The following is a 17,129-nucleotide window of genomic DNA, read 5'->3' as shown; positions in this document are numbered from 1 at the left end:
AACGCCCGGTCAGACTGATGCCTGACCGGGCGCTACCTTTAGAGGCGCCGCCAACCGCCCTGGGACGGGGCCTGCGCCATACCCGCCCCTTACAGGGTACGGGCGACCTGGACCTTCTCGAACACTTCGATCTTGTCGCCGACCTTGACGTCGTTGTAGCTCTTGACGCCGATACCGCACTCCATGCCGTTACGCACTTCGGCGGCGTCGTCCTTGAAGCGACGCAGCGATTCCAGCTCGCCTTCGAAGATCACAACGTCCTCGCGCAGCACGCGGATCGGACGGTTGCGGTACACGGTGCCCTCGATGACCATACAGCCAGCGATGGCGCCGAACTTCGGCGAACGGAACACGTCACGCACTTCGGCGACGCCCAGGATGTTCTCGCGAACATCGCTGCCGAGCATGCCGGTCAGGGCTTTCTTGACGTCTTCGATGATGTCGTAGATCACGTTGTAATAACGCATATCCAGACCTTCCTGCTCGACGATCTTGCGCGCACCGGCATCGGCACGCACGTTGAAGCCGAACAGCACCGCGTTGGACGCCAGCGCCAGGTTGGCGTCGCTCTCGGTGATACCACCGACGCCGCCACCGATCACGCGCACCTGAACTTCGTCGTTGCCCAGGCTGCTGAGCGAGCCCTGGAGTGCTTCCAGGGAGCCGCGCACGTCGGTCTTGAGGACGATGTTGAGGGTCTTCTTCTCTTCCTGACCCATGGTCTCGAAGATGTTTTCCAGCTTGCCAGCGTGGGCGCGGGCCAGCTTGACCTCGCGGTACTTGCCTTGACGGAACAGGGCGACTTCACGCGCCTTCTTCTCGTCAGCAACCACCGACAACTCGTCACCGGCTTCCGGGGTGCCATCCAGACCGAGGATCTCGACCGGGATCGACGGGCCGGCTTCCTTCACAGGCTTGCCGTTCTCGTCGAGCATGGCGCGCACGCGGCCATAGTTGGAGCCGACCAGGACCATGTCGCCCTGACGCAGGGTACCGTCCTGAACCAGGATGGTAGCCACCGGGCCACGGCCCTTGTCCAGGCGCGATTCGACCACGACACCACGGCCAGGCGCGGTCGGGGTGGCGGTCAGCTCGAGGATCTCGGCCTGCAGCAAGACGGCTTCGAGCAGTTCGTCGACACCGGTACCCATCTTCGCCGAAACCTTGACGAACGGGGTGTCTCCACCCCAGTCCTCGGAGGTCACGCCTTCGACGGACAGCTCGTTACGGATGCGGTCGAGGTCCGCGCCCGGCTTGTCGATCTTGTTCACCGCCACCACCAGCGGAACACCGGCGGCCTTGGCATGCTGGACGGCTTCGCGGGTCTGCGGCATCACGCCGTCGTCCGCTGCCACCACCAGGATGACGATGTCGGTGGCCTTGGCACCACGGGCGCGCATCTGGGTGAACGCGGCGTGGCCCGGGGTATCGAGGAAGGTGACCATGCCGCGGTCGGTTTCCACGTGGTAGGCGCCGATGTGCTGGGTGATGCCACCGGCTTCGCCTGCGGCCACCTTGGCACGACGGATGTAGTCGAGCAGCGAGGTCTTGCCGTGGTCGACGTGACCCATGACGGTCACTACCGGCGCACGCGACTCGATCTCACCTTCGAACTTCAGCGATTCGGCCAGGGAATCTTCCAGGGCGGTATCGCTGATCAGGGTGACCTTGTGGCCCAGCTCTTCAGCGACCAACTGTGCGGTTTCCTGGTCGAGCACCTGGTTGATGGTGACCGGGGTACCCAGCTTGAACATGAACTTGACGACTTCAGCGGCCTTGACCGACATCTGCTGCGCCAGCTCCGAGACGGTGATGGTCTCGCCGATGGTGACGTCGCGGATGACCGGGCCGGTCGGGTTCTGGAAGCCGTGCTGGTTGCGCTTCTTCAGCTTGCCCTTGCCACCACGGCCACGACGGAAGCCATCGCTTTCTTCGTCGGTGGTACGCGGAGCGGCACGCGGGGTTGGCGCCTTCTCTTTTTCCTTGACCTTGACCTTGATCGAGACGCGCGGCGCCTCGCCACGGCCAGCGCCGCCACGACGGTCGTCGTCACGGGTGCGGCTTTCGTTGCGGCGGGTCTCGTCCTTCTTGCGCTCGGCGGCACGGGCGGCGGCGTCTTCCGACACCGGGGCCTCGGCCACGACCGGCGCAGGCGCAGCAGCCGAGGCTGGCGCAGGCGCCGCCTCGGCCTTGGCGACCGGCGCTGCCGGAGCGGCCTGGGCGGTATCACGACGCGCGGCATCCGCGGCACGCTGGCGCGCCTCGGCGTCGGCCTTGTCGCGCGCGGCGTTTTCGACCGCGCGGCGCTCTTCCAGCTCGCGCTTCTGCTCGGCCTGGATCTCTTCCGGGCTGCGCTGCACGAAGACCTTCTTCTTGCGTACTTCTACGCTGATGCTCTTGCTACCGGCAACACGCAGGGTGCTGGTGGTCTTGCGCTGCAAGGTAATCTTGCGCGGCTCTTCCACCTTGCTCTTGTGGCTGCTCTTCAGATGGGTCAGCAAAACCTGCTTCTCATTGTCGGTCACTACCTGACCGGCGTCGGTGTGCGGCAGACCTGCCTCACGCATCTGCTGCAGCAGGCGCTCTACCGGTGCCTCGACCTCTTGGGCCAACTCTTTCACCGTGACTTGCGTCATGCACTTCTCTCCTCAGGCCGCGCCTAATTACTCGAACCAGTGGGCTCGGGCGGCCATGATCAACTTGCCGGCACGCTCTTCGTCGATGCCGTCGATGTCGAGCAGATCGTCGATCGACTGCTCGGCCAGGTCTTCGCGGTTAACCACGCCGCGCACCGCCAGTTCCGCCGCCAAGTCCTTGTCCATGCCCTCGAGGGAGAGCAGGTCTTCGGCCGGATGGGCGTCTGCCAGTTTTTCTTCGGTAGCGATGGCTTTGGTCAACAAACGGTCCTTGGCGCGAGCACGCAGCTCATTGACGATGTCCTCGTCAAAGCCATCGATGTTGAGCATTTCTTCCAACGGTACGTAAGCAATTTCTTCGAGGCTGGTGAAGCCTTCGTCGACCAGCACCTGTGCCAGCTCTTCGTCGACCTCCAGTTCCTCAATGAAGTTACGCAGGATGTCGCCAGTTTCAGCCTGTTGCTTGGCCTGGATGTCCTTCTCGGTCATCACGTTCAGGGTCCAACCGGTCAGTTGACTGGCCAGGCGAACGTTCTGACCACCACGGCCGATGGCCTGGGCCAGGTTGTCTTCGGCGACGGCGATGTCCATGGCATGGGCGTCTTCATCGACGATGATCGCCGCGACTTCAGCAGGCGACATGGCGTTGATGACGAACTGCGCCGGGTTCTCGTCCCAAAGGACGATATCCACACGCTCGCCACCCAGCTCGCCGGAGACCGCCTGGACACGCGAACCGCGCATGCCGATGCAGGCGCCTTGCGGGTCGATGCGCTTGTCCTTGGAGCGGACGGCGATCTTGGCGCGCGAACCCGGATCACGGGAAGCGGCCATCACCTCGATCAGGCCCTCGGCGATTTCCGGCACTTCGATGCGGAACAGTTCGATCAGCATCTGTGGCGCGGTACGCGACAGGATCAACTGTGGGCCACGGTTCTCGGTGCGGATTTCCTTGAGCAGCGCACGCAGGCGCACGCCGACGCGGAAAGTCTCGCGCGGGATGATGTCTTCACGGGCCAGCAGCGCTTCGGCATTGTTGCCCAAGTCGACGATGACGTTGTCGCGGGTAACCTTCTTGACGGTGCCGGAGATGATCTCGCCGACACGCTCGCGGTAGGCGTCGACCACTTGGGCACGCTCAGCCTCGCGGACCTTCTGCACGATGACCTGCTTGGCGGTCTGAGCGGCAATGCGGCCGAACTCGATCGACTCGATCTTCTCCTCGATCACGTCGCCGATCTTGGCGTCCGGATGAGTGTCCTTGATCTTGTCCAGCCAGGTTTCGATCGCCGGATCGTCCAGGTCGTTCTCGTCGACCACGGTCCAGCGGCGGAAGGTCTCGTAGCTACCGGTGTGGCGGTTGATTTCCACACGCAGGTCGACTTCATCTTCAAAACGTTTCTTGGTTGCAGTGGCCAGGGCCACTTCCAGCGCTTCGAAAATGACGCCGGGCGGTACACCCTTTTCGTTGGATACCGATTCAACAACCAGCAGTACTTCTTTGCTCATCGTACGCCTCGCCTTGCGCAAGCCATTAGGCCCGGAATGTCCGCCGGGCCCGGCACGTCTCAGTCAAAACTGGGAATAATATTGGCCTTGTCGATCGAGTCGATCGGCAGCAGGAATTCGTTGGTGTCCACCTGAACCACCACATCCTGATCCTCCACACCGCGGAGAAGGCCCTGGAAGTTACGACGACCCTCGAAGGGCGTACGCAGCTTGATCTTCACTTGCTCGCCCGCATGCGAAGCAAACTGTTCCAGTGTGAACAGCGGGCGATCCATGCCTGGAGAGGACACCTCAAGGGTGTATTCACTGCTGATCGGATCTTCCACATCAAGAATGGCGCTGGCCTGACGGCTGACCGCTTCGCAGTCGTCCACCAGGATCCCGCCTTCCTTGTCGATATAGATGCGCAGTACCGAATGCTTACCCTGGGAAACGTATTCGATCCCCCAGCACTGATAGCCCAGACCCTCGACAACCGGGGCCAACAAGGCCTGCAACTGTTCTAGCTTGCTCGACACCTGAACCCCCTCGTGCATGCTGTGCAAATAAAAAATGGGCGAAGCGCCCATCCCTGAAAGCGCCGTTGAACAACGACGCGAAGAACTGTTCAGCTAGCAAAAAGCCCCTGAAAAGGGGCTCCGCTGAAGCTGGTTGCGGGGGCTGGATTTGAACCAACGACCTTCGGGTTATGAGCCCGACGAGCTACCAAGCTGCTCCACCCCGCGACAAAGCTGGGGCGAAAGTATAAGACCGAACCCCGTACAGGGTCAATCCGACCTCCACCTGCAAGAAAGCCCGCTTAAAGCGGGCTCTCATGCTTCAATTGGTACCGAGAAGGGGACTCGAACCCCTACACCCTATGGGCACAACCACCTCAAGGTTGCGTGTCTACCAATTCCACCACCTCGGCAATACTACTTCTTGAAACCCGTTACTTCTGCTCTTCAGCGGGAGGAGGTACGTCACCAGCAGTGTTGGTGGTTTCACTCTTCTGACCTTGGAGCACCGGTACATCATCATTTACTGCCGGCTTCTGCTCTTTGACTTCCAATACCGCTGGATCTGGCAAACCTGCTTGAGTCAGCTGATGAGCTTTCTCTTTAGCGAAGTATCCTAACCCAAGAGCAGTTAAGAAGAAAGTGGCAGCGAGTATAGCAGTAACTTTACTCAAAAAGGTAGCGGAACCTTGGCTTCCGAACACAGTATTTGAAGCACCTGCGCCGAAAGATGCACCTGCTTCCGCACCCTTACCCTGTTGCAGCAGCACCATGACAACCAGCGCCAACGCAGCCAACAGATGAAAAACAACTACGACTGTTTCCAGCATTTGTTCAGTTTCCTGCGGCGCGACAAATTGCACCGAATTCGTCTGCGTTCAGGGACGCTCCACCAATGAGCCCCCCATCGATATCCGGCATGCCGAACAGTTCGGCCGCATTGGCCGCCTTCACGCTGCCGCCGTAGAGAAGCTGCACATTTCTGGCAACTTCGGCGTCCTTCGCTGCCAGCTGGGCACGGATGGCGGCATGCACATCCTGAGCTTGCTGAGGCGAGGCCGTCAAACCCGTACCGATGGCCCATACAGGCTCATAGGCAATGACCGCATTGGCAAAAGCAGCAACGCCGAACGCGTCGATGATGCTGCCCAGTTGACGCCCAACGACTTCGAGCGTCTTGCCAGCCTCGCGCTCCTCGAGGGTTTCCCCCACACAGAGCACAGGCTTCAAACCACTTGCCTGGGCCGCTGCAAACTTGCGATTGAGCACTTCATCGCTTTCACCAATGATCTGGCGACGCTCGGAGTGACCAATCAGAACCAGTTTGCAACCGACTTCGGCCAACTGAGCCGGCGAAACCTCACCGGTCAGGGCGCCCTGTTCGGGCTGTACCGCAGAATTCTGTGCGCCGACGGTAATCCCCTTCCCTTCCAGGCCTTCAATCACCTGGCTGATAAACAAGGACGGTGGAAATACCGCGACTTCTACTTCGCTCGGAAGGGCCAGATTGCTCAGGCCCAAGGTCAGCTCAGCGACGCTGGCGCGGGTACCGTGCATCTTCCAGTTACCAGCTACCATGGGGCGACGCATGCTTTACCTCGTCGATCAAAGTGGGCGCAGATCTTACCCAACCAGAACTGCGCTGGCAAGCGTCTTTCAGGCACAAACTTCAGCAACGAGTTTCGCCAGGGTTTCGGCATGGCCGCGCACCTGGTTTTCATCGTCGCCTTCGACCATCACACGCACCAATGGCTCGGTACCGGACTTGCGCAGCAACACGCGGCCACGTCCCGCCATGGCCTCGGTAACCTTGGCGCTGGCCTCCTTGACCGCCGGGTTTTCCAGCGGATCGGCCTTGCCCGCGCCAAAGCGCACGTTGATCAGCACCTGCGGGCATTTGCGGATCGCCTGGCGCGCCTGGGCGAGGGTTTCGCCGCGACGCTTGAGGGCCATCAGCACCTGCAACGCGGCGATGATCGCATCACCCGTGGTGGTGTGGTTGCAGCACACCACGTGGCCGGAGTTCTCGCCACCCAGCTGCCAATCGCGCTCGAGAAGCTCGGCCATCACATAGCGGTCGCCGACCTTGGCGCGCGCGAATGGAATGCCCAAGTCTTGCAGCGCAAGCTCCAGACCCAGGTTGCTCATCAAGGTGCCGACCACACCGCCTTGCAGCTTGCCACGCTCCTGCAGGTCGCGGGCGATGATGAACAGCAACTCGTCACCATCGACGATGGCCCCGGTGTGGTCGACCATCAGCACACGGTCGCCATCGCCATCGAACGCGATGCCGAGGTCGGCATGGCCAACCAGCACGGCCGCTTGCAGCGACTCGATATGAGTTGAGCCGCAACCTTCGTTGATGTTCAGGCCATCCGGCTGGGCATGCAGCACCGTGACGTCGGCGCCCAACTCGCGGAACACACTGGGCGCTACCTTGTAGGTCGCGCCGTGGGCACAGTCGACCACCAGCTTCAGGCCGGCAAAGTCGGTGCTGCTGGGAACGCTGCTCTTGCAGAACTCGATGTAGCGGCCAGCAGCATCGTTGATGCGCGACACCTTGCCGAGCTTGCCCGACTCGACCACGTTCATTGGCTGGTCAAGCAGTTCCTCGATCATCAACTCGACTTCGTCGGGCAGCTTGGTGCCGGAGCCGGAGAAGAACTTGATGCCGTTGTCATCGTGCGGGTTGTGCGAGGCGCTGATGACGATGCCCGCTTCGGCGTGGAAGGTGCGGGTCAGGTAGGCGATGGCCGGGGTCGGCATCGGACCGAGCAGCATCACGTCGGCACCGGCGGCGGACAGGCCAGCCTCCAGCGCCGACTCGAACATGTACCCGGAAATACGGGTGTCCTTGCCGACCAGCACGCGGCAGTTGCCGGCCTTGCGGAAGGCCATGCCTGCCGCCCAACCGAGCTTCAGCATGAAGTCCGGGGTGATGGGGTATTCGCCGACGCGGCCACGGATACCATCGGTACCAAAGTATTTTCTGCTCATAGAGGGCTCCAAACGTTCTTATTCGGCGTTCTGTACCGCAGCGATCATGCGCACCACATCGACGGTCTCGGCCACATCGTGCACGCGCAGGATGCTCGCGCCCTTGGTCATGGCCAATGCCGCCAGTGCGAGGCTGCCGCACAGCCGCTCGTCGACCGGACGATCCAGCGTCTGGCCGATCATGCTCTTGCGCGAGACGCCCACCAAAAGCGGGCGCCCCAGGCGGTAGAGTGCTTCCATATGCTTGAACAGGCTGAGGTTGTGCGCCAGGTTCTTGGCGAAACCGAAACCCGGATCAAGGATGATCCGCTCAGCAGCGATACCGGCCGCCGCGCAGGCGGCCATGCGCCGCTCAAGATAACCCGCCACTTCGGCGGTCACATCCTGGTAACTGGGGTTGTCCTGCATGTTACCCGGCTCGCCACGCATGTGCATCAGGCATACCGGCAGGCCCGTATCGGCCGCTGCATCCAGCGCCCCATCGCGTTCCAGAGCACGCACGTCATTGATCAAGCCGGCACCCAGGCGAGCCGCTTCACGCATGACGGCAGGCGTCGATGTGTCGACCGAGATGATGACGTCGAGGCGGTTGTTGAGGGCCTCCACCATGGGCGCCACCCGCTCGAGCTCCTCGATCGGTGAAACCGCGCGCGCGCCGGGACGAGTGGACTCACCGCCGATGTCGATCAGCGTGGCGCCCGCGGCGACCATGGCTTCGGCATGGCGCAAGGCTGCGTCACGCTGGCTGAAGCGCCCGCCATCGGAAAAGGAGTCGGGAGTGACATTGAGGATACCCATGACATGGGTACGGGATAAATCAAGAACCCGGTTGCCGCAAGGCAACCGGGTCGGGTACTGCTGTGAGGTCATAGAAACCCTTAGTGTTGAGCCGCTGGCCCACCGATCGGCGACTCGGGGCGGTCGCCCTGCGACGCCTGGTTGCCGGAGGTGCCGGCATCGTTGTCCCAGTCACGCGGCTCGCGAGGCGTGCGCCCGGCCATGATGTCGTCGATCTGGTCGGCGTCGATGGTCTCGTACTTCATCAGCGCCTCGGCCATGGCATCGAGCTTGTCACGGTTGTCGGTGAGGATCTGCTTGGCCGTGGCATAGCAGTGGTCGATGATGCTGCGCACCTCGGAGTCGATCAACTTGGCGGTCTCGCCGGAAACACTGGCGTGCTGGCTCGCCGCACTGCGACCGAGGAATACCTCGCCCTCTTCTTCGGCGTACATCAACGGGCCCAGCTTCTCGGACAGGCCCCACTTGGTGACCATGTTACGAGCGATCTGGCTGGCACGCATGATGTCGTTGGAGGCACCCGTGGTCACACCATCGAAGCCCAGGGTCATTTCCTCGGCGATACGGCCGCCGTACAGCGAACAGATCTGGCTGACCAGCGCGCGCTTGGACAGGCTGTAACGGTCTTCCTCGGGGAGGAACATGGTCACGCCCAGGGCGCGGCCACGCGGGATGATCGATACCTTGTAGACCGGATCGTGCTCGGGCACGACACGGCCGACGATGGCATGGCCCGCTTCGTGGTAGGCGGTATTCTGCTTTTCCTTCTCGGACATGACCATGGTCTTGCGCTCGGCGCCCATCATGATCTTGTCCTTGGCCAGCTCGAACTCCTTCATTTCGACCAGGCGCTTGCTGGCACGCGCGGCGAACAGCGACGCCTCGTTGACCAGGTTGGCGAGGTCGGCACCGGAGAAGCCAGGGGTGCCACGGGCAATGACCGCCGGGTTGACGTTCTCGCCAACCGGCACCTTGCGCATATGCACCTTGAGGATCTGCTCGCGGCCACGAATGTCCGGCAGGCCCACCACCACCTGGCGGTCGAAGCGGCCAGGACGCAGCAGCGCCGGGTCGAGTACGTCAGGACGGTTGGTCGCGGCGATGACGATGATGCCATCGTTCATCTCGAAGCCGTCCATTTCCACCAGCAACTGGTTGAGGGTCTGCTCACGTTCGTCGTGGCCGCCGCCCATGCCGGCGCCACGATGGCGACCAACGGCGTCGATCTCGTCGATGAAAATGATGCAAGGGGCGTGCTTCTTGGCCTGTTCGAACATGTCGCGCACGCGGCTGGCGCCGACACCGACGAACATCTCTACGAAGTCGGAACCAGAGATAGTGAAGAACGGCACCTTCGCTTCACCAGCGATGGCCTTGGCCAGCAAGGTCTTACCGGTACCGGGTGGGCCAACCATCAGCACGCCACGCGGGATACGACCGCCCAGGCGCTGGAACTTGCCCGGGTCACGCAGGAACTCGACCAGTTCGCCGACCTCTTCCTTGGCCTCGTCGCAACCGGCGACGTCGGCCAGGGTAGTCTTGACCTGGTCTTCGGACAGCAAGCGCGCCTTGCTCTTGCCGAAGCTCATCGGCCCGCCTTTGCCGCCCGCGCCACCTTGCATCTGGCGCATGAAGAACATGAACACGGCGATGATCACCAGGATCGGGAAGCTGGCGACCAGCAGTTGAGTCCAGATGCTCTGCTGCTCGGGCTGCTTGCCTTCGATGACCACGTGATTGTCGACCAGGTCGCCGATCAGGCCATTGTCGGTGATGGCCGGGCGCACGGTCTTGAAGTTGTCGCCGTCGGTACGCTTGCCGGCGATGATGTAGCCGTCGACGGTGACGCGCTCGATCTTCCCGTCCTTGACCTGCTGGATGAAGTCGGAATAGTTGAGGGTCTGCGGCTCGTTAGGGCTGGAGAAGTTGTTCATCACCGTCACGAGGACAGCCGCGATGATCAACCACAGGATCAGATTCTTTGCCATGTCGTTCAATTAGCTACCCTCTGAGGCCGGCGCACGACGCAGCCGTGCCTCGCATGATATTCATCGCCCTAACTTACTACATTACCTACGCATCCGCAGGCACCGTCTGTAACCCTTTGTGAAAGCTAGACTACACGAAGTTCGGACGATCCCGACGCGGTGGCCGATTGGAAATAACTATCGGACACCCCGCAAATACTCACTCCCCCTTGAACCCCCTGGCCAACAGGTACTGTTCCCGGGAACGATCCCGAGAGGACGACGGCTTGCGCATCTGCACCTTGTCGAACTTGCCACGCACGTCCTTGAGGTACACGTCGAAACCTTCACCCTGGAAGATCTTGATCAGGAAGTCACCGCCTGGGCGCAGCACGCGGGTCGCCAGGTCCAGGGCCAGTTCGCAGAGGAACATGGCGCGCGGCATGTCCACCGCGGGGGTACCACTCATATTGGGGGCCATGTCGGAAATCACAAGGTCCACGTGCGAATCGCCGACCGCCTCGAGGATACGCGCCAGCACTTCGTCCTGGGTGAAGTCGCCATGAATGAAGGTAACGTCGGGGATCGCGTCCATTTCCAGGATGTCCGAGGCGATCAGCCGCCCCTGGCCACCAATCAGACGACTGGTCACCTGCGACCAGCCACCGGGCGCCGCGCCCAGGTCGATCACGCTCATGCCCGGGCGGATCAGCTTGTCCTTCTCCTGGATCTCCAGCAGTTTGTAGCTCGCACGCGAGCGGTAGCCGTCCTTCTGCGCCTGCTTGACGAAAGGATCGTTGAAATGCTCTCTCAGCCAGTTATGGCTGCTTTTGGAACGCTGCGCCACGGGGCACCTCGATGATAAGCGTCGTGATTGACTGGGCGGACCACGGGCCCTCGGGTAAAATGGCCACCAATTTTACAGAATCAGACGAAAAGGGTCAGATTATGCCGCTCAATAACGAGCAGAAGAAACAGTACAAATCGATTGGTCATGACCTGAAGCCGGTCCTGATCGTTGCCGGCAACGGTTTGAGTGAAGGCGTCGCCGCCGAGCTGGAGCGCGCACTGGCCGATCACGAACTGATCAAGGTCGAGATCCGCTCCGAAGACCGCGAGGAGCGTGCTGCCGCCATCGCCGAACTGTGCAAGCTCGGCCGCGCCGAACTGGTACAGACCATCGGCAAGAAAGCGCTGATCTACCGCAAGAACCCGCAGCCGAACAAGCAGCTGTCGAACGTTCACCGCTACAAGTGACGGTGGCTCCGGTCAGTGGCGCGGCTTGCGCGCCCTGACCGGGACCGGCTGGGCCACCAGCACGATGCCGGAGAAGCCCAGCACCAGGAAGCAGAACATCTGCCAACGCTCGCCAACGGAGATCCCATAGCGCAGCGTGTAATAGCTGACACAGGCGCCGAAGCCGAGCAACAGCATCTGGCCCCGGAATTGCCGCCACCAGGCCGCCAGGCCGTCCACCCTCGCCAGCACTGCCAGCTGGGTCAACAAGCCAAGCAACGCCACGCCGATCAACCAGCGGTCGATCTGCGCCGCGATGTCCTGCACCAGCAAGGGCGCCAGCCCGCTGACCTTGAGCGCCGGCACCAAACCCACGTGGAACACCCACAGGCCGCCGACCCAGAAGACCTGGGCCAGCTGCCAGAGGATCCCCTCCAGGGATGGCGCCCGCAGGCGCCGGTCAGATGTGCTTGACTTCGACAATCTCGTACTCGACCGTGCCGCTTGGCGTCTTGACGACCACCGTATCACCTTCTTCCTTGCCGATGATGGCACGGGCAATCGGCGCGCCCGCCGAGAGCTTGCCCTTCTTGATGTCCGCCTCGTCCTCGCCAACGATCTGGTAGCTCACCTGCTCGCCGGTCTCGGTGTTTTCCAGGTCGACGGTGGTGCCGAAGATCACCTTGCCGGTGTGGGCGATGGTGGTGACGTCGATCACCACCGAGTTTTGCAGGCGGCCTTCGATATCGCGGATACGCGCCTCGACCATACCCTGCTCCTCACGGGCGGCATGGTACTCGGCGTTCTCCTTGAGGTCACCCAGCTCACGGGCCTCACCGATCGCCTGGCTCAGGCGCGGGCGCTCGGTCTTGCTCAGGAACAGGTGCTCCTCTTCCAGGGCGCGAGCGCCCTGGACGGTCATCGGGTACTTGGTAATGCTCATGCTTTGAGTCCTGCATGCAGATCCTGCAGGCGACGAACGGTCTTCTCGGGACCGAATTTCAGCGCCTCGCAGATGGCTTCACCCGCCGCAATGGTGGTCGTGCAGTAGATCTTGTGCTGCAGCGCATTGCGACGAATCGAGTAGGAATCGGCGATCGACTGACGGCCTTCGGTGGTGTTGATGATCAGCGACACTTCGTCGTTCTTGATCATGTCGACCACGTGCGGACGACCTTCGGTCACCTTGTTCACACGGCGCACTTTCAGGCCGGCCGCCTCGATAACCTTGGCGGTACCGGCAGTAGCAACCACTTCGAAGCCCAGGGCAATCAGGTCGCGGGCAACGCCAGCCACTTGCGGCTTGTCGTCGTCACGCACGCTGATGAACGCGGTGCCGCCGCTCGGCAGCACTTCGCTGGCGCCCATCTGGGCCTTGGCGAAGGCTTCGCCGAAGGTGTCGCCGACACCCATGACTTCACCGGTGGATTTCATCTCAGGGCCGAGGATCGGGTCAACCCCCGGGAACTTGGCGAACGGGAAGACGGCTTCCTTGACGCTGTAGAAGTTCGGGATGATTTCCTGGGTGAAGCCTAGCTCTTTCAGGGTTTTGCCAGCCATGACACGGGCCGCGATCATCGCCAGCGAGGTGCCGATGCACTTGGAGACGAACGGCACGGTACGCGAGGCGCGCGGGTTGACTTCGATCACGTAGATCTTGTCGCCCTGCAGGGCCAGCTGCACGTTCATCAGGCCGACCACGCCCAGCTCCAGGGCCATCTTGCGCACCTGGTCGCGGACGTCGTCCTGGACTTCCTTGCTCAGCGAGTACGGCGGCAGCGAGCACGCCGAGTCACCGGAGTGAACGCCGGCCTGCTCGATGTGCTGCATGATCGCCCCGATCACCACGTCGGTGCCGTCGCAGACCGCGTCGACGTCCATCTCGATGGCGCAGTTGAGGAAGTGGTCGAGCAGCACCGGGCTGTCGTTGGACACTTGCACCGCTTCACGCAGGTAGCGCTTGAGCTCGTCCAGCTCGTAGACGATTTCCATCGCGCGGCCGCCCAGCACGTAGGACGGGCGCACCACCAGCGGGTAGCCGATGTCGCCAGCGGCACGGATGGCTTCGTCTTCGCTGCGCACGGTGGCGTTCGGCGGCTGGCGCAGGTTCAGGCGCTGAACCATCTGCTGGAAGCGCTCGCGGTCTTCGGCGCGGTCGATGGCGTCAGGGCTGGTGCCGATGATCGGCACGCCGGCTTCTTCCAGGGCACGGGCCAGTTTCAGCGGGGTCTGGCCGCCGTAGTGGACGATCACGCCCTTCGGCTTCTCAACGCGGCAGACTTCCAGCACGTCTTCCAGGGTCAGCGGCTCGAAGTAAAGGCGGTCGGAGGTGTCGTAGTCGGTGGAGACGGTTTCCGGGTTGCAGTTGACCATGATGGTCTCGTAACCGTCGTCACGCAGGGCCAGCGCCGCATGCACGCAGCAGTAGTCGAACTCGATGCCTTGGCCGATACGGTTCGGGCCACCGCCGAGGATCATGATCTTGTCGCGGGTCGACGGGTTGGCCTCGCACTCTTCCTCGTAGGTGGAGTACAGGTAGGCGGTGTCGGTGGCGAACTCGGCGGCGCAGGTGTCGACGCGCTTGTACACCGGGAACACCTCCAGCTTGTGGCGGTGACGGCGCAGGTTCTTGTCGGTGATGCCGAGCAGCTTGGCCAGGCGCTGGTCCGAGAACCCCTTGCGCTTGAGGCGCAGCATCTGCTCCTTGTCGATCGAGGACAGGGCCAGGGTCTTGACCTTCTCTTCTTCCTTGATCAGGTCTTCGATCTGCACCAGGAACCAGTGGTCGATGCTGGTCAGGGCGAAGATTTCATCACGGGTCATGCCGGCACGGAAGGCATCGGCCACGTACCAGATACGCTCGGCGCCCGGCACGGTCAGCTCGCGCTTGAGGATGCTCGCGGTTTCCGGGCTGGCCAGGTCGACTTTCGGGTCGAGGCCGCAGGCGCCGACTTCCAAGCCACGCAGGGCTTTCTGCAGGGACTCTTGGAAGGTGCGGCCGATGGCCATGACTTCACCCACGGACTTCATCTGGGTGGTCAGGCGGGCGTCGGCTTTCGGGAACTTCTCGAAGGCGAAGCGTGGCAGCTTGGTGACGACGTAGTCGATCGACGGTTCGAAGGACGCCGGGGTGCGACCGCCGGTGATGTCGTTCTGCAGTTCATCGAGGGTGTAGCCGACGGCCAGCTTGGCGGCGATCTTGGCGATCGGGAAGCCGGTGGCCTTCGAGGCCAGGGCGGACGAACGCGAAACGCGCGGGTTCATCTCGATGACGACCATGCGGCCAGTGTCCGGACAGATACCGAACTGCACGTTGGAACCGCCGGTTTCGACGCCGATTTCACGCAGCACCGCCAGCGAGGCGTTGCGCATGATCTGGTATTCCTTGTCGGTCAGGGTCTGCGCCGGAGCGACGGTGATCGAGTCGCCGGTGTGCACGCCCATCGGGTCGAAGTTCTCGATGGAACAGACGATGATGCAGTTGTCCTTCTTGTCGCGGACCACCTCCATCTCGTATTCCTTCCAGCCGATCAGCGATTCGTCGATCAGCAGCTCCTTGGTCGGCGACAGGTCCAGGCCGCGGGCGCAGATTTCTTCGAACTCTTCACGGTTGTAGGCGATACCGCCACCGGTGCCGCCCATGGTGAAGGACGGACGGATGATGCACGGGAAGCCCAGGCGCTCGAGTACGGCGTTGGCTTCTTCCATGCTGTGCGCGATACCGGAGCGCGGGCACTCCAGGCCGATGTCCTTCATCGCCTTGTCGAAGCGCGAGCGGTCTTCAGCCTTGTCGATGGTGTCGGCGTTGGCGCCGATCATCTCCACGCCGAACTTTTCCAGGACGCCGTGGCGCTCCAGGTCCAGGGCGCAGTTCAGGGCGGTTTGGCCACCCATGGTCGGCAGCAGTGCGTCAGGACGCTCTTTCTCGATGATCTTGGCCACCGACTGCCACTTGATCGGCTCGATGTAGGTGGCGTCGGCCATGGCCGGGTCGGTCATGATGGTGGCGGGGTTGGAGTTCACCAGGATGACGCGGAAGCCTTCCTCGCGCAGGGCCTTGCAAGCCTGGGCGCCGGAGTAGTCGAATTCGCAGGCCTGGCCGATCACGATCGGGCCGGCGCCAAGAATCAGGATGCTTTTGATGTCTGTACGTTTTGGCATGGTTGTCACTCAAATCCGGGTCAGTCGGCAAGCCGCTTGAACAATCTGGGTCAGGCGCTTCCGGACGCGGCGCGGGCCGGTCCGGGGCCGTGATGCAGGATGCTCAGCGGCGCTTGGCCATGGCATCGATGAAACGATCGAACAGGGGCGCGACGTCGGTCGGGCCCGGGCTCGCTTCAGGGTGGCCCTGGAAGCTGAACGCGCTCTTGTCGGTGCGCTCGATGCCCTGCAGGGTACCGTCGAACAGCGACTTGTGGATGGCGCGCACGTTGCCCGGCAGGGTGGCTTCGTCGACGGCGAAACCGTGGTTCTGGCTGGTGATCATGACCACGCCGGTGTCCAGGTCCTGGACCGGGTGGTTGGCACCGTGGTGGCCGTGGCCCATCTTCACGGTCTTGGCGCCGGAGGCCAGGGCCAGCAACTGGTGGCCGAGGCAGATGCCGAAGACCGGGGTCTCGGTCTCGAGGATGTCCTTGATCGCCTGGATCGCGTAGTCGCACGGCTCGGGGTCGCCAGGGCCGTTGGACAGGAACACGCCATCGGGGTTGAGCGCCAGGACTTCGCTGGCCGGGGTCTGGGCCGGCACGACGGTCAGGCGGCAGCCACGGGCGACCAGCATGCGCAGGATGTTCAGCTTGACGCCGTAGTCGTAGGCGACCACGTGGTACGGCAGCTCGGACGCCTCGAGGGTCGGGTGGCTGTCGGTCTTCAGTTCCCACACGCTGGAGCGCCACTCGTAGCGCTCTTGGGTGGTGACTTCCTTGGCCAGGTCCATGCCCTTCAGGCCCGGGAAGGCGCGAGCAGCGGCGATGGCGGCTTCTTCGCTGATGTCGTCGCCGGCCAGGATGCAGCCGTTCTGCGCGCCTTTCTCACGCAGGATGCGAGTCAGGCGGCGGGTGTCGATACCGGCGATGGCCACGACGTTGTTGGCCTTGAGGTAGTCCGGCAGGGACTGGGTGTTACGCCAGTTGCTGGCCAGCAGCGGCAGGTCACGGATCACCAGGCCTGCAGACCATACGCGATCGGACTCGGCGTCTTCGGCGGTGGTGCCGGTATTGCCGATGTGCGGGTAAGTCAGGGTGACGATTTGCTGGGCGTAGGAAGGGTCTGTAAGGATTTCCTGGTAGCCGGTCATAGCGGTGTTGAACACCACCTCACCAACGGTTTGCCCGTCGGCCCCAATGGCCTCACCGCGAAAAATGCTGCCATCAGCAAGGGCGAGTATGGCTGGCTTTGTCAAGAAGACCTCCCGTAAATGACGCATGAAGGGGCGATCGCAGGTTGCAAAAAAGCGGAATGACGTTTGGACACGTCACCCCGCTTTTATG

At 62.5% G+C, this 17,129-nt stretch carries 14 protein-coding genes and 2 tRNA genes; 1 reads left to right on the top strand and 15 read right to left on the bottom strand.

What is annotated here, in order from left to right; genetic code table 11:
• Positions 1-89: 89 nt before the first annotated feature.
• The 11 genes from infB to rlmE form a co-directional block, all read right to left on the bottom strand.
• Positions 90-2,636, bottom strand: a complete 2,547-nt coding sequence (gene infB, locus P0Y43_RS08820) for a translation initiation factor IF-2 (RefSeq protein ID WP_275636918.1) — start codon at positions 2,634-2,636, stop codon at positions 90-92.
• A 27-nt stretch (positions 2,637-2,663) separates the two neighbouring features.
• Complete coding sequence (nusA, locus tag P0Y43_RS08815; protein ID WP_275636917.1) at positions 2,664-4,145, bottom strand: transcription termination factor NusA; 1,482 nt, start codon at positions 4,143-4,145, stop codon at positions 2,664-2,666.
• A gap of 59 nt (positions 4,146-4,204) precedes the next feature.
• Positions 4,205-4,663, bottom strand: coding sequence for a ribosome maturation factor RimP (gene rimP / locus P0Y43_RS08810; protein WP_275636952.1), 459 nt, complete (start codon positions 4,661-4,663; stop codon positions 4,205-4,207).
• Between the two features lie 130 nt (positions 4,664-4,793).
• Positions 4,794-4,870: transfer RNA gene (locus tag P0Y43_RS08805), tRNA-Met, on the bottom strand.
• 99 nt (positions 4,871-4,969) lie between these two features.
• Positions 4,970-5,055, bottom strand: a tRNA-Leu gene (locus P0Y43_RS08800).
• Between the two features lie 21 nt (positions 5,056-5,076).
• Entirely contained in the window at positions 5,077-5,472 is a 396-nt protein-coding gene (gene secG, locus P0Y43_RS08795; protein ID WP_275636916.1) for a preprotein translocase subunit SecG, read from the bottom strand.
• A 4-nt stretch (positions 5,473-5,476) separates the two neighbouring features.
• Positions 5,477-6,232: a triose-phosphate isomerase gene (gene tpiA, locus P0Y43_RS08790; RefSeq protein WP_275636915.1), complete on the bottom strand. Its 756-nt coding sequence runs from the start codon at positions 6,230-6,232 to the stop codon at positions 5,477-5,479.
• A 66-nt stretch (positions 6,233-6,298) separates the two neighbouring features.
• Positions 6,299-7,639 carry a phosphoglucosamine mutase gene (glmM, locus tag P0Y43_RS08785; protein ID WP_275636914.1) on the bottom strand — a complete coding sequence of 447 codons (1,341 nt, stop codon included), beginning with the start codon at positions 7,637-7,639 and terminating at the stop codon, positions 6,299-6,301.
• Between the two features lie 18 nt (positions 7,640-7,657).
• Positions 7,658-8,509: a dihydropteroate synthase gene (gene folP / locus P0Y43_RS08780; RefSeq protein WP_275636913.1), complete on the bottom strand. Its 852-nt coding sequence runs from the start codon at positions 8,507-8,509 to the stop codon at positions 7,658-7,660.
• A gap of 8 nt (positions 8,510-8,517) precedes the next feature.
• Complete coding sequence (gene ftsH / locus P0Y43_RS08775; RefSeq protein WP_275636912.1) at positions 8,518-10,425, bottom strand: ATP-dependent zinc metalloprotease FtsH; 1,908 nt, start codon at positions 10,423-10,425, stop codon at positions 8,518-8,520.
• Between the two features lie 199 nt (positions 10,426-10,624).
• Positions 10,625-11,251 (bottom strand): 23S rRNA (uridine(2552)-2'-O)-methyltransferase RlmE, encoded by a 627-nt coding sequence (gene rlmE, locus P0Y43_RS08770; RefSeq protein ID WP_275636911.1) that lies wholly within the window; start codon positions 11,249-11,251, stop codon positions 10,625-10,627.
• A 101-nt stretch (positions 11,252-11,352) separates the two neighbouring features.
• On the opposite strand from rlmE, the gene P0Y43_RS08765 reads away from it, so the two are divergent.
• Entirely contained in the window at positions 11,353-11,661 is a 309-nt protein-coding gene (locus P0Y43_RS08765; RefSeq protein WP_275636910.1) for a YhbY family RNA-binding protein, read from the top strand.
• 12 nt (positions 11,662-11,673) lie between these two features.
• Here the strand turns inward: P0Y43_RS08765 and P0Y43_RS08760 are convergent, their stop codons facing one another.
• From P0Y43_RS08760 to carA, 4 genes are all read right to left on the bottom strand, one after another.
• On the bottom strand, positions 11,674-12,123 hold the full coding sequence (locus P0Y43_RS08760) for an MFS transporter (protein WP_275636909.1): 450 nt from the start codon (positions 12,121-12,123) through the stop codon (positions 11,674-11,676).
• Positions 12,101-12,583, bottom strand: coding sequence for a transcription elongation factor GreA (greA, locus tag P0Y43_RS08755; protein WP_275636908.1), 483 nt, complete (start codon positions 12,581-12,583; stop codon positions 12,101-12,103). The genes P0Y43_RS08760 and greA overlap by 23 nt, the downstream gene beginning before the upstream one ends.
• Positions 12,580-15,801: a carbamoyl-phosphate synthase large subunit gene (gene carB / locus P0Y43_RS08750; RefSeq protein WP_275636907.1), complete on the bottom strand. Its 3,222-nt coding sequence runs from the start codon at positions 15,799-15,801 to the stop codon at positions 12,580-12,582. Before carB ends, greA begins: the two co-directional genes overlap by 4 nt.
• Positions 15,802-15,904: 103 nt before the next feature.
• A complete protein-coding gene (gene carA / locus P0Y43_RS08745; protein ID WP_275636906.1) occupies positions 15,905-17,041 on the bottom strand; it encodes a glutamine-hydrolyzing carbamoyl-phosphate synthase small subunit in 1,137 nt (378 codons plus the stop codon).
• Between the last annotated feature and the right edge of the window lie 88 nt (positions 17,042-17,129).

It is taken from the genome of Pseudomonas entomophila (assembly GCF_029193575.1).
Classification (GTDB): Bacteria; Pseudomonadota; Gammaproteobacteria; order Pseudomonadales; family Pseudomonadaceae; genus Aquipseudomonas; species Aquipseudomonas entomophila_G.
This window is presented reverse-complemented; position numbering and strand designations above follow the sequence as displayed.

Excerpts from the sequence above, each read along its gene's own strand:
- infB (WP_275636918.1), bottom strand. The coding sequence starts at position 2,636 with ATGACGCAAGTCACGGTGAAAGAGTTGGCCCAAGAGGTCGAGGCACCG.
- nusA (WP_275636917.1), bottom strand. The coding sequence starts at position 4,145 with ATGAGCAAAGAAGTACTGCTGGTTGTTGAATCGGTATCCAACGAAAAG.
- secG (WP_275636916.1), bottom strand. The coding sequence starts at position 5,472 with ATGCTGGAAACAGTCGTAGTTGTTTTTCATCTGTTGGCTGCGTTGGCG.
- tpiA (WP_275636915.1), bottom strand. The coding sequence starts at position 6,232 with ATGCGTCGCCCCATGGTAGCTGGTAACTGGAAGATGCACGGTACCCGC.
- glmM (WP_275636914.1), bottom strand. The coding sequence starts at position 7,639 with ATGAGCAGAAAATACTTTGGTACCGATGGTATCCGTGGCCGCGTCGGC.
- folP (WP_275636913.1), bottom strand. The coding sequence starts at position 8,509 with ATGACCTCACAGCAGTACCCGACCCGGTTGCCTTGCGGCAACCGGGTT.
- ftsH (WP_275636912.1), bottom strand. The coding sequence starts at position 10,425 with ATGGCAAAGAATCTGATCCTGTGGTTGATCATCGCGGCTGTCCTCGTG.
- P0Y43_RS08765 (WP_275636910.1), top strand. The coding sequence starts at position 11,353 with ATGCCGCTCAATAACGAGCAGAAGAAACAGTACAAATCGATTGGTCAT.
- greA (WP_275636908.1), bottom strand. The coding sequence starts at position 12,583 with ATGAGCATTACCAAGTACCCGATGACCGTCCAGGGCGCTCGCGCCCTG.
- carB (WP_275636907.1), bottom strand. The coding sequence starts at position 15,801 with ATGCCAAAACGTACAGACATCAAAAGCATCCTGATTCTTGGCGCCGGC.